This window comes from Salinimicrobium sp. 3283s (genome assembly GCF_039602225.1).
GTDB lineage: Bacteria > Bacteroidota > Bacteroidia > Flavobacteriales > Flavobacteriaceae > Salinimicrobium > Salinimicrobium profundisediminis.
In genome coordinates, this window is sequence record NZ_CP143631.1 from 3,092,533 (window position 1) to 3,104,507 (window position 11,975).

At 42.3% G+C, this 11,975-nt stretch carries 13 protein-coding genes; 9 read left to right on the forward strand and 4 right to left on the reverse strand.

Annotation, left to right across the window (positions count from 1 at the left end; all coding sequences use genetic code 11):
- Positions 1-13: 13 nt before the first annotated feature.
- From VS868_RS13755 to VS868_RS13770, 4 genes are all read left to right on the forward strand, one after another.
- Positions 14-1,555, forward strand: a complete 1,542-nt coding sequence (locus VS868_RS13755; RefSeq protein ID WP_266070574.1) for an acyl-CoA carboxylase subunit beta — start codon at positions 14-16, stop codon at positions 1,553-1,555.
- 30 nt (positions 1,556-1,585) lie between these two features.
- Positions 1,586-2,479 carry an NAD(P)-dependent oxidoreductase gene (locus tag VS868_RS13760; protein ID WP_345598348.1) on the forward strand — a complete coding sequence of 298 codons (894 nt, stop codon included), beginning with the start codon at positions 1,586-1,588 and terminating at the stop codon, positions 2,477-2,479.
- A gap of 77 nt (positions 2,480-2,556) precedes the next feature.
- Positions 2,557-3,114 carry a YeeE/YedE thiosulfate transporter family protein gene (locus tag VS868_RS13765; RefSeq protein ID WP_266070576.1) on the forward strand — a complete coding sequence of 186 codons (558 nt, stop codon included), beginning with the start codon at positions 2,557-2,559 and terminating at the stop codon, positions 3,112-3,114.
- 1 nt (position 3,115) lies between these two features.
- On the forward strand, positions 3,116-3,532 hold the full coding sequence (locus VS868_RS13770; protein ID WP_345598349.1) for a DUF6691 family protein: 417 nt from the start codon (positions 3,116-3,118) through the stop codon (positions 3,530-3,532).
- Here the strand turns inward: VS868_RS13770 and VS868_RS13775 are convergent.
- Positions 3,529-3,882: a hypothetical protein gene (locus tag VS868_RS13775; RefSeq protein WP_266070579.1), complete on the reverse strand. Its 354-nt coding sequence runs from the start codon at positions 3,880-3,882 to the stop codon at positions 3,529-3,531. The genes VS868_RS13770 and VS868_RS13775 overlap by 4 nt on opposite strands.
- Before the next feature lie 144 nt (positions 3,883-4,026).
- Positions 4,027-4,665 carry a trimeric intracellular cation channel family protein gene (locus VS868_RS13780; RefSeq protein WP_345598350.1) on the reverse strand — a complete coding sequence of 213 codons (639 nt, stop codon included), beginning with the start codon at positions 4,663-4,665 and terminating at the stop codon, positions 4,027-4,029.
- Positions 4,666-4,805: 140 nt separating this feature from the next.
- Here VS868_RS13780 and trxB point away from each other — a divergent pair, with 140 nt between their 5' ends.
- A complete protein-coding gene (trxB, locus tag VS868_RS13785) occupies positions 4,806-5,777 on the forward strand; it encodes a thioredoxin-disulfide reductase (RefSeq protein WP_266070581.1) in 972 nt (323 codons plus the stop codon).
- A 601-nt stretch (positions 5,778-6,378) separates the two neighbouring features.
- Here the strand turns inward: trxB and VS868_RS13790 are convergent.
- Positions 6,379-7,017, reverse strand: a complete 639-nt coding sequence (locus VS868_RS13790) for an esterase (protein WP_345598351.1) — start codon at positions 7,015-7,017, stop codon at positions 6,379-6,381.
- A gap of 45 nt (positions 7,018-7,062) precedes the next feature.
- On the opposite strand from VS868_RS13790, the gene VS868_RS13795 reads away from it, so the two are divergent.
- The 4 genes from VS868_RS13795 to VS868_RS13810 all read left to right on the forward strand — a co-directional run bounded on the left by VS868_RS13795 (position 7,063) and on the right by VS868_RS13810 (position 11,339).
- Entirely contained in the window at positions 7,063-7,491 is a 429-nt protein-coding gene (locus tag VS868_RS13795; RefSeq protein WP_345598352.1) for a hotdog fold thioesterase, read from the forward strand.
- The gene (locus VS868_RS13800) at positions 7,484-8,650 is read left to right on the forward strand and encodes a chorismate-binding protein (RefSeq protein WP_345598353.1); all 1,167 of its coding nucleotides are present in this window, start codon (positions 7,484-7,486) and stop codon (positions 8,648-8,650) included. Before VS868_RS13795 ends, VS868_RS13800 begins: the two co-directional genes overlap by 8 nt.
- A gap of 82 nt (positions 8,651-8,732) precedes the next feature.
- The gene (gene menD / locus VS868_RS13805) at positions 8,733-10,463 is read left to right on the forward strand and encodes a 2-succinyl-5-enolpyruvyl-6-hydroxy-3-cyclohexene-1-carboxylic-acid synthase (protein ID WP_345598354.1); all 1,731 of its coding nucleotides are present in this window, start codon (positions 8,733-8,735) and stop codon (positions 10,461-10,463) included.
- A 36-nt stretch (positions 10,464-10,499) separates the two neighbouring features.
- Positions 10,500-11,339: a S1-like domain-containing RNA-binding protein gene (locus VS868_RS13810; protein WP_266070586.1), complete on the forward strand. Its 840-nt coding sequence runs from the start codon at positions 10,500-10,502 to the stop codon at positions 11,337-11,339.
- On the opposite strand, the gene VS868_RS13815 is transcribed toward VS868_RS13810, so the two are convergent.
- Positions 11,318-11,848, reverse strand: coding sequence for a hypothetical protein (locus VS868_RS13815; protein ID WP_345598355.1), 531 nt, complete (start codon positions 11,846-11,848; stop codon positions 11,318-11,320). The two genes, VS868_RS13810 and VS868_RS13815, sit on opposite strands and share 22 nt — an antisense overlap.
- Positions 11,849-11,975 lie beyond the last annotated feature (127 nt).

An 11,975-nucleotide genomic window follows, 5' to 3' on the forward strand; every position in this document is an offset into this window, starting at 1 on the left:
GAAGCAGAATTTTATGAGCGACAATACAAAAAAGCTGGAAGAGAAAATGGCCGAAGCTCTTAAGGGCGGTGGCGAGAAAAGAATAGCAAAACAACATGAACAAAAAAAACTTACAGCCCGTGAGCGTGTAGATTATTTACTTGATGAAGGTTCCTTTGAAGAAATTGGTATCCTGGTAACACATCGTACTACCGATTTTGGGATGGAGGAGCAGCAGTATTACGGCGACGGGGTGGTGACCGGTTACGGAACTATAAACGGCAGGCTTGTCTATGTTTTTGCACAGGATTTTACCGTGTTTGGAGGGTCCCTGTCTGAAACCCACGCCGAAAAGATCTGTAAAGTTATGGACCACGCGATGAAAGTGGGGGCTCCTGTTATTGGCCTTAACGATTCCGGTGGGGCGAGGATTCAGGAAGGTGTGAAATCTTTGGGAGGTTATGCAGATATCTTTTACAGAAACGTACAGGCTTCAGGAGTTATTCCGCAAATTTCGGCAATTATGGGTCCCTGTGCTGGCGGTGCAGTTTATTCCCCTGCCATGACCGATTTTACGCTGATGGTTCAGGATACCAGTTATATGTTCGTTACCGGGCCCAATGTGGTGAAGACGGTAACCAATGAAGAAGTGACTTCCGAAGAATTGGGAGGCGCGAGTACGCATTCTACTAAAAGCGGGGTGACACACCGTACTGCGGCAAATGATATTAGCTGTTTGGAAGACATAAAAAAGCTGCTGAGTTATATGCCTCAAAATAATAAGGATTGCCCTGAAAAACTGCCTTATGAATTTGGTGATGAGGTGCGTGAAGAGCTCGAATCTATAGTGCCCGATAGCTCGAATAAGCCTTATGATATGCATGAGGTGATTCAGGGAATAATAGATGAAAATACCTTTTTTGAGATCCATAAAGATTATGCCGACAATATCATTGTGGGCTTTGCAAGACTGGGAGGCAGGAGCATTGGGATTGTTGCCAATCAGCCAATGAGCCTTGCTGGTGTCCTGGATGTGGAGTCTTCCAGGAAAGCGGCGAGGTTTACACGTTTCTGCGACTGCTTTAATATTCCTTTACTCGTTCTTGTTGATGTGCCGGGCTTTCTGCCGGGAACAGACCAGGAGTGGAACGGGATCATTCTTCACGGCGCAAAACTGCTTTACGCTTTAAGTGAGGCTACTGTTCCAAGAGTAACTGTAATTACCCGAAAAGCCTACGGTGGCGCTTATGATGTGATGAACTCCAAGCATATTGGGGCCGATCTTAATTTTGCCTGGCCTACCGCCGAAATTGCCGTGATGGGCGCAAAAGGTGCCAGTGAGATCATCTTTAGAAAAGAGATTAAAGCTGCGGAAGACCCCGAACTAAAACTTTCAGAAAAAGAAAAGGAATATGCAGAGAAATTTGCAAATCCTTTTAAAGCGGCTCAACGCGGATTTATTGATGAAGTTATCAAGCCAAAAGACACGCGTAGAAAATTACTGAAGGCTTTTAGTATGCTCGAAAATAAGGAAGTGCTGCGCATAGACCGTAAACATGGCAATATCCCGCTCTAGTTTTTCAATATACAATAGTCAATATTCAATATGAAATTTGAAAAGATCGTTTGTGTCGATTATACTAAACTTGAACCCTGGGCCATGGAAGAGCTTCAGGAATTGAGTGAAGAGAAGATTGGAGTATACAATAATGTTCCCGATTCTAATGAAGAACTTCTGCAGCGGATTGGAGATGCCGATGCTGTTGTTGTTTCCTGGAAAACTGAAATTCCGGAGGCAGTTATCAGGCAATCGCCAAACCTGAAATATATCGGCATGGCCTGTAGTTTGTACGATGACGAATCGGCTAATGTCGCAGTGAATTTTGCCCACAGTAAAGGGGTAACCGTTACCGGGATAAAAGATTACGGAGATCCCGGTGTGGCCGAATTCATAGTTTCGGAACTGATAAGGTTATTTCACGGCCTTGGTAAACATCAATGGCAGGAAATGCCTGTGGAATTGACCGGTAAAAAAATCGGGATTATTGGATTTGGTGTGACGGGGCAACTGTTGGCCAAATGTCTCAAACCCTTTGAGCCAAAACTTTATTATTACAGCCGTACCCGCAAAAAAGATCTCGAAAATGGAATAAGTTACCTGCCCTTGCAGGAGTTGTTACAAACGGTAGATGTTATTTCCTTTCACCTTCCGCGAAATACGGTACTTCTAAGCAGCGCCGAATTTGACATTTTTGGCACCCGAAAGATCCTCATCAACACTTCTCTTGGTCTCCCTTTTGAAGAATCAGCATTTCAGGACTGGATAAAAAGGGAACGGAATTTTGCCATTTTTGACGGGGATGGGAAGAAGGAACTTTCAGAAGAAACTGAAGGGCTGCCGCGGGTAATAACGACAGATAAAAGTGCGGGATGGGCTGCCGAAACCCAAAGAAGGCTTTCAGAAAAAGTGCTGCAAAATGTAAAAGATTTCCTGAAGTAATCCCGGTATCAGGTTTTCTAATGATTTGCTCAAAGGGGTGAGTATGGGAAGCCTTATCTTTGCCTAAAATTTTTTATATGGAAATGATCCTTGAACCCTGGCCGTGGTATGTAGCGGGGCCTTTAATAGCGTTAGTAATGTTCCTGCTTATTTTTATGGGTAAGAAATTTGGAATGTCTTCCAATCTTGAAACCATGTGTACCATTTGCGGGGCAGGTAAGAAGTCAGATTATTTCAATGTAGACTGGAAAGCCAGCCGCTGGAACCTGCTGGTAATCGTGGGAGCAGCAATTGGAGGGTTTATAGGGGCGCATTTGCTGTCAAACGGCAATGCGGTGAATATTTCTGAAGAAACCGTATTAAATCTGCAAGAACTAGGTTTTATGAGTTCCGGGGAAGCTTATCTCCCGGAGAGGCTTTTTAGCCTTGAAGCTCTGGGTAATTTTCAGTCAATTATGATCCTGTTAGTGGGTGGAGTATTGATAGGTTTTGGAGCCCGTTATGCCGCCGGTTGCACTTCGGGTCATGCTATTTCTGGTTTAAGCAACCTGCAGCTGCCTTCATTGATTGCCGTAATTGGTTTTTTTATTGGTGGCCTTGTAATGGTTCATTTATTATTCCCAATAATTTTCTAAGATGAGAAGAACAGTAGGATATATATTGATAGGGATCTTTTTTGGGATTGTGATGTACAAATCTGAAGCTGCTTCCTGGTTTCGTATCTATGAAATGTTCAGGTTTGATTCATTTCACATGTACGGCATCATTGGTTCGGCATTAATTTTAGGAATTATTGGAGTACAAATTATCAAAAGGAACAACCTAAGATCGTTTTTTGGAGATCCCATAAAAATAGCCTCTAAAGAAAGAGGCTTCAAAAAGTACTTTTTTGGAGGTATTATTTTTGGACTTGGCTGGGCTTTGGCCGGTGCCTGTCCCGGGCCCATCTACACGCTTATAGGTGCAGGTTATGTCTCAGTCATTGTGGTGCTTCTTGGCGCCTTGGGGGGCGCTTTTCTTTACGGATTACTTCGGAAGAAGCTGCCGCATTAATAGTTGAGGCAGGCAACAGGTGATCTTCCGGAAATAGAAAGCTCGTAGATCATGCCTTCGCGCCATTTTATACCGTCAAGCTTCTTAAATTGCAGTTTTTTCCGAAGTAAATTGCAAATTTCAGGCTTTTCGACTGCAACACTAACATATTGAATGCTTTTGTCTTCAGAAACAGAAAAGAAGACAGTAATAGAATGTCCTTCTTCAAGATTTTGATTGGCATCCCGAAGTATATGCTCAATTTCGGCAGAAAGGCTGTTGAGGTCGTAGATCTTTTTAGATCCTTCAGCATAAATAACAGTGCTTACACTAATTATTAAAGTCAGCAGTAATAATTTAAAACGTTTCATAGCACATATCTTTAAAGTTAGTAATCAAATTTCTTCGGGGGATTTTGATGTTTACTTTAAAGACTTTCTGAAAATGAAATCGTTACATAAAATACAGGTAATTCCTGTAAATCTTTTCCTGTTAAAAATGAGGTGTCAAAAATGCTATTTTTGAAGGGTATTTTCCTGGGACAGGTAAAACGAAGGAAGGGAGATATGAAACTTTACCGCCAGCAGCCTTATTACTATCACGGTGACCGAAGTAATGATGTAAATCACATCTTGCGCCATTCCCAATTCATAGAAAAAGATAAAAGCGAGGCCTCCTACAATACAGGCGGTAGCGTAGATCTCTTTTCTAAAGATCACCGGGATCTCGTTACATAAAATGTCTCTTACAACGCCACCAAAAGTTCCTGTCATTGTTCCCAGGGTAATGGAGATAATGGGGTTGAGGTCATTTTGTATACCCAATTCAACTCCTGTTATTGTAAAGATTCCCAAGCCTATAGAATCAAAGAGGAAAAGAGATTTTTTGAGGTGGTCCAGTTTTTTTCTGAAGATTATAGCCAGTATGGTTACTAAACCTATAAGGTAGATGTAGATCGTATTTTCCATCCAGGTAACCGGGGTGCTGCCTATAAGGATGTCTCTTATGGTACCTCCACCAATAGCCGTTACAAATGCGATGATAAAAATTCCGAAGAGATCAAGCCGGCGGTTCATTGCCGAAAGTGCACCCGAGATTGCGAAGGCAACAGTTCCTAAAAGGTCCAGGATATTAAAGAAGGACAGTTCGATCATACCACAAAGGTATGGTAATAGCGGGAGCTTCTAAAACGGCTTATCAATGGCATAAGTTATTGCTGTATAACAAATCTGTATGTTTAAAATTCCAGGTTTCTTTTAAAGTTACTACTTTTACATCAAGAAATTTTTATATCATGAATGAAACCAGAGAGAGAATCAAATGTCTTATAATAGGCTCGGGTCCTGCGGGTTATACCGCGGCCATATATGCTGCGAGGGCAGATCTTCACCCCGTAATGTACACAGGGATGGAACCCGGCGGGCAGTTAACTACCACTACCGAAGTTGATAATTTTCCTGGCTACCCCGAGGGGATTGACGGTCCTGCGATGATGATAGACCTCCAGAAACAAGCCGAAAGGTTTGGTACCCAGGTGCGCATAGGGATGGTGACCGAAGTGCAGTTTAGTAAAGAAAAAGGTGGAGTGCACCAGGTGTGTGTTGACAATTCAACCTGGGTTGAAGCAGAGACTGTGATTATTTCAACAGGGGCTACGGCAAAGTACTTAGGGCTTCCAAGTGAGCAGCGTTTAAGAGGCGGCGGTGTATCGGCTTGTGCTGTTTGTGACGGATTCTTTTACAAAAACCAGGAAGTTGCAATTGTTGGAGGAGGAGATACTGCAGCCGAAGAAGCTACTTATCTTGCCAATATTTGCACCAAAGTGACTATGCTGGTAAGAAAGGACGAACTTCGTGCTTCAAAAGCTATGCAGCACAGGGTTTTCAATACCAAAAACCTGGAGGTAAAATTCAATTCTGAAGTTGATGAGGTACTGGGAGAGCAGGTGGTTGAAGGCCTTCGAATAGTAAATAATAAAACAGGTGAAAAAGAGGAGATCAAGATCACCGGACTTTTTATCGCTATTGGGCACAAACCAAACACCGAAATATTTAAGGGACAACTGGATATGGACAGTACCGGGTACCTGATTACCAGCGGGAAAAGTACTAAAACAAATATACCGGGTGTATTCGCATCGGGCGACGTGCAGGATAAAGAATACCGCCAGGCAATTACTGCTGCAGGTACAGGATGTATGGCTGCACTTGATGCCGAAAGATATCTTGCTACAGTAGAGAGTAATGAAGAAGTAAGTACAAAATAACTTTTGGAATTACTTTAAAAAGTAAAGAAATCGTCTCATTTACCAGAATGAGACGGTTTTTGTTTTGCAATAGTTTTAAGTCAGGTTTTGGAATTTTTCTTTGTAAAAAAAAAAGGAGAGTGATCTTTAAGCACCCTTCTTTCTAATATTTTGTACCAGGGCATGTAATCTAAACTCTAATTCTACTTTTTCCGGTATCAGCAGTAAGTTGTAGACTTTAAATTCAAAGCTCATTTAACTGATAATCAGTATTTAAATTCGATAAAACACTTCTGAATTAAAAGGATGAGAAGCCTAAAACGACAAAAAAATTGACTGCCTCAAATGAATGAAACAGCTTCTTGTTTTTGCAAATCATTGTAGAAGATCATTGCCTGGTTGAGCAAAGTCATAACCTTCTGGTTTTCTTTAATCCTGCCCTATCGCTACTTCTCGAATCCGCCCGAGGTGAAATAGCCCTCTTCATAATTACGTCAGGTTGTCGTGAAGCATCGGGAGTTTCAGCTTTTTTCTGGATCCTGAAATGAATTCAGGATAACGGCTATTTTCAAAAGTCTTGGCTCTAGCCTCTAGCAGCGCAGCGGTCTTGTCTCTCTAAAACTTATTCCCCTGCAAGTTTAATTATCACCTGCTGGTTCACTTCATGTCCGCCGTTAAAAGGAACGAACTTTAAATTTTTCGGGAATAATTCTTTTATCCGCATTTCTTCCGAAGCTAAAAAGTCTTTGTCTATAAAAGGATCTTCAGTTCCATAAACAAATTTCACCTGCCCCTCAAAAAAGGCAAAATCGGAGGGCTTTAATTCCGAAGGGATCCTGCCGGAATTCAGAATAAGCATAGAGGGCTTTATTTGTCTTTGGGCCATCCAGCGGGTAACGATGGAGACGCCCTGGGAGTAGCCGAAGAACACGAGATTTTTGGCATTTTTGAGACCTTCATTTTCATAAACTTCATCCAGGTATGCGAGCGCATTTTGAATCTCCTGCTGCGTGTTTTCCCGCGTGGCCCAGGAGGTGCCAACGTGTTCATATTTGCCGTTGAGGTAATATTTTGACGGTGCCTGTGGAGCAATGATGTAGTTCTTTTCCTGGTTGAGATGCCTAAAATACTTCAGGAAATATTTACTTAGGTACCCAATGCCGTGGAAGACCATCCAAACATTTTCTGTTTTTTTGGTTTGTTCATTCAGGGTGCTGTAGGTATTGACCGTTTGGTAAGAAACTTGCTTTTCGTTCATCATTTTCCGGTGGTTTTGTACTTTTACAAAGAAACCAATCTATTTGTTATGACCAATGAGGAAATTCTGGAGCTATCGAAAAAAGTTTCGAAAAATACGCTCATGGAAACCCTTGATATAGAATTCACTGAAGTAGGAGAAGACTACCTCATTGCCCGAATGCCCGTTACTTCAAAGGTTCACCAGATCGACGGGGTGCTGCACGGTGGTGCCTCTGTTGCCCTGGCCGAAAGCGTGGGCAGCCTTGCAAGTTATGTTTTTTTAGATACTAACGATTTTATTGTTCGCGGTATAGAGATCTCTGCCAATCACCTAAAAAGCGTTTCTGAAGGTTACGTTTTTGCCAAAGCGACTTACCTGCATAAAGGCCGCACCACGCAACTTTGGAATATAAGGATCACAGATGAAGCTGAAAATCTCATTTCTGTAGTGAAACTGACCACCATCACCCTCCCGAAAAAGAAAAGTAATGCCTGAAGCTGAATTTTTTCAAAAGCTGGAGGAGCAATTCGAGAGCGCATTACCATTTGTAGCTTATCGAAAGCCGATACTAACTGGTGACAGGGCAACTGTCACTGCTTTTTTGCAGCAGGATGACGAGTTGAATTACACCGAAAATTTCACCGAAAGCGGCTTTGTTTTTGCCCCTTTTGACACTTCAGAAAAAGCAATTCTTTTTGCTGAAAATATTTCGGAAAAACTCCATTTTGAGCAGGTGGTTTCTGAAGAAGGTACAGCTGTACTAACCTCTCAAAAAGGGCAAATTTCAGAAGAAAAAAAGTCAGGACATATTGAGCTGGTGAGGAAAGCAGTTTCTGTATTGAGGGCAGGAGAAATGGATAAAGTTGTGCTGTCACGAAGGGAAGAAGTAGAGCTGAAGGAGCAAAACAGGCAGCAGCTATTCAAAGAACTTCTTAAAACTTACCCTACAGCCTTTGTCTACTGCTGGTATCATCCAAAAGTAGGCTTCTGGCTTGGGGCAACGCCCGAAACACTGTTAAAAGTTGAAGGTCGCCGGTTTAAAACAATGGCCCTCGCAGGAACTCAGAAATATCAGGGGATAACAGATGTGGAATGGGGCGAAAAGGAAAAGCAGGAGCAGCAATTTGTTACCGATTCGATCATTGAAAACCTAAAGGCTTCGGGTGTAGAAGATCTGGAAAGATCTGATACCTATACTGCCCGGGCAGGAAATGTATTGCATCTACGGACAGACATTAACGGAGTGTTGGACAGTAAGACCTCCCCATGGGGTGGCCCCATAGTAGGTGTTTCCAGGGTTATCTCTGCCCTGCATCCCACCCCGGCGGTTTGTGGTCTTCCAAAGGAAAAGGCTAAATCTTTTATCCTTTCAGAAGAAAATTACGATCGGGAATTCTATACCGGATTCCTTGGAGAGCTGAATTTGCAGAAAAATATGCAGCGAAGTAGAACCAGAAGGAATGTGGAGAACCTGGCCTATCGCGCCGTGAAGAAAGAAACTAATCTCTTTGTGAATTTGCGTTGCATGAAAATAGAAGATAATAAAGCTGTACTTTTTATTGGTGGTGGCATAACCAAAGACTCTGTGCCCGAAGATGAATGGCAGGAAACGGTGAATAAGGCAGAGACCATGAAGAAAGTGTTGTTGAAATAAAAGGAACCTATCTCCTCACCAGACCTCACAGGTTTTAAAAACCTGTGAGGTCTAAATTGGGTCGTGGAGGAAAACAAGATAAATGAAATACCCCAAAATACCTGTTGCAAGATCAATTGTTGCCCTTTGCGAAGCCAAAGGAATCCATCATGTGGTGATCTCTCCCGGCTCTAGAAATGCGCCGCTTACCACGGGCTTTGCCCATCACCCAAACATAAAGACTTATAGCGTGGTAGATGAGCGCTGTGCTGCTTTTGTAGCTGTTGGCATGGCCCAGCAGCTGCAAAAACCTGTTGCTGTGGTTTGCACCTCGGGTTCGGCTTTGCTCAATTATTATCCGGCGGTGGCAGAGGCTTTTTACAGCGACATTCCATTGGTGGTGATCTCTGCCGACAGGCCTGTAGAGCGCATTGACATTGGCGACGGACAAACAATTCGCCAAAAGAACGTTTTCGAGAACCATATTTTATATTCGGCTAATTTATATTCAGAATTAGTGCTGGAAAATGAGGCGAAAGACAAGAAACTTCAGCAGAAGCAGTTTGAGAGTCGGAAGCACAACGAGCGGGAGATCAACCTGGCACTGAATAAAGCCATAGAAGAAAAAGGTCCGGTGCATATCAACGTTCCATTTTATGAGCCGCTTTATGAGACGGTAGAAGACGTAGAGGTGGATCCCATCCAAATTCTACCGGAGATCATTGAAAGAACTTACTCTCAAAACCAGTTGCAGGCTTATGCCGACCTTTGGAACAAGGCAGCGAGAAAGATGGTCATTGTTGGAGTGTCTTCCCCAAATCTAGTAGAGCAGCAATTTCTCGATAGGCTGGCAAATGATCCTTCAGTAATTGTATTTACTGAAACCACTTCAAATGTGCAGCAGGAGAAATTCTTTACTCGCATTGATACCATTATCGGCCCCATTGAAAAAGATGAAGACAGGGAACAGCTCTTTGACAACCTGCAACCCGAAATCCTGCTCACTTTCGGCGGAATGATCGTCTCAAAAAAGATCAAGGCTTTTCTACGGAACTATCAGCCGAAACATCACTGGCATGTAGATCCAAAAAAGGCATATAATACCTTCTTTTGCCTGAACAAGCATTTCGAGACTTCAGTAAATTCATTTTTTAACCAGTTTTTTCCGCTCACTGAAATTTTTGAAAGCAATTATGCCGAATACTGGCAGGAGGTGCGAAGCAGAAGAAAGGTAAAACATGAAGATTATATGGGCAGGATCCCATATTCTGATCTTAAGGCCATGCAGCTTATTTGCCCTGCCGTGCCCGAAAATAGCATTGTACAGCTGGCAAACAGCTCTACAATCAGGTATGCACAGCTCTTCAGGTGGAAAGAGAGCCTAAAAATATACTGTAACCGCGGGACCAGCGGGATTGACGGCAGTACTTCAACTGCGGTGGGAGCTGCAATAGTTTCAGAAGCACCGGTTTTGATGATCACAGGAGACCTCAGCTTTTTTTATGACAGCAATGCGCTGTGGAACAATTATATTCCGAAGAACTTTAGGATAATCATCTTAAATAACGGTGGGGGCGGGATCTTCAGGATACTTCCGGGAGATAAGAATACTGAGACCTTCGAAAAATATTTTGAAACCGTTCATCAACTCAATGCGAAACCTATTTGTGACCTCTACGGATTTGAATATTCACAAGCCCAAACTTCCGAAGAAATAAAGGAGCGCTTAAATGCCTTTTTTGACACCTCAGACCAGCCGAAGGTCCTGGAAATTTTCACGCCTCGAAAGGTTAATGACGAAGTGTTGCTGGAATATTTTAGCTTCGTGAAATAGCCGTTTATTATAAGTAACTTTGCCAAAAATTATTTTATGCTTGCCATTGGAGAATACCACACCCTTAAGATAGATCGCGATACGGAACCTGGCCTTTTTTTAAAGGATGATGAAGGGAACGAGGTACTGTTGCCTAACAAATACAAACCAGAAACTTTTGAAATAGGAGATGAAATCACCGTTTTTGTCTATCTGGATCATGAAGAAAGACCGGTGGCAACTACGCTTAAACCTTTTGTGAAGCTTGATGAATTCGGGTTGTTAAAATGTGTGGAGGTGAGCGAGATTGGAGCTTTTATGGATTGGGGCCTCGAAAAACACCTTTTTGTGCCTTTTAAAGAGCAGGCAGTTAAAATGCGGCAGGGTGAGCGCTATCTCATTTTCTGCTATCTTGATGAGCTTACCGAAAGATTGGCTGGGTCGAGTAAACTGGATGCCTTTCTTGATAATTCTGAACTCACAATTAAACCTTTTGAAGAGGTAGAGCTCATTATCGCTAATCCTACTGAATTGGGATGGAATGTGATTGTGAACGAGATACACAAGGGCTTGCTGTATAAAGATGAAGTTTTTCAAAAATTGCACGTTGGCGACAGGCTTAATGGATATGTGAAAAAGACCCGGCCCGACGGAAAGATAGATATTACTTTGCAGCGTCCCGGCTACCGCAGTATTGAACCTAATGCGCAGGAACTGCTAAACCTTATTGAAATAAAAGGTGGTTTTTTAGCCTTGACCGATAAATCTTCGCCCACAGAGATTGAAAAAGAGGTGCAAATGAGCAAAAAAAGCTTTAAACGTGCCCTTGGTAATCTTTACAAGCAAAGGAAGGTTGATATTAAAGACAACGGGATCTATCTTAAAAAAGGAGAGTAATAAGGAGAGACATAAGCTCTTACGCCTGAACGGGAGCGGTAAGGGCTTTGTAATATTGGCGACCGCATTTCTTCATAAGCCGGTATTTTCTTTTGTCCGCTAAAAATGTCATAATTAGAACTTCGGTCGTGTACCCTGATGTCATTGGTAACTTCTATAAGAGCCTTTTCACCCTGGCTTATGGTAGGTGCCGGGGATTCCATTTCAACTAAAGCCGCTTCTTTTGCATAGCGTTCTTTTTCCATCATAGAAATAAGGTTCACCTGCCTCTTCTGTACTTTTTTATCAAAACTGATTTCTTTTAATGAAAATCGATTTTCGGGGAAATGGTTTACAGGAACAGAAAGCCCTGGCTGTATTCTGGTGTAGTTGATAAATACTTCTTCAGGCGCAGGGAAATTAGCCTGATCAAATTGGGGAAAAGGATTTGTACCTGAAGAATTCAATTCCTGGGAATAGCCACTTACACCAAAAATGATCAAAGTAAGAAGGGTTAGGATTTTATTCATGTTACCTATTTGATACTAACTAAGCAAAAATCGTACAAATTTTTCATTGTTCCGAAAGATAAAGCTTTTCTTGCGGCAGGTTTTATTCCCCAAGGAAAATATAAAAGCCTTATTTTTGAGTAAAATT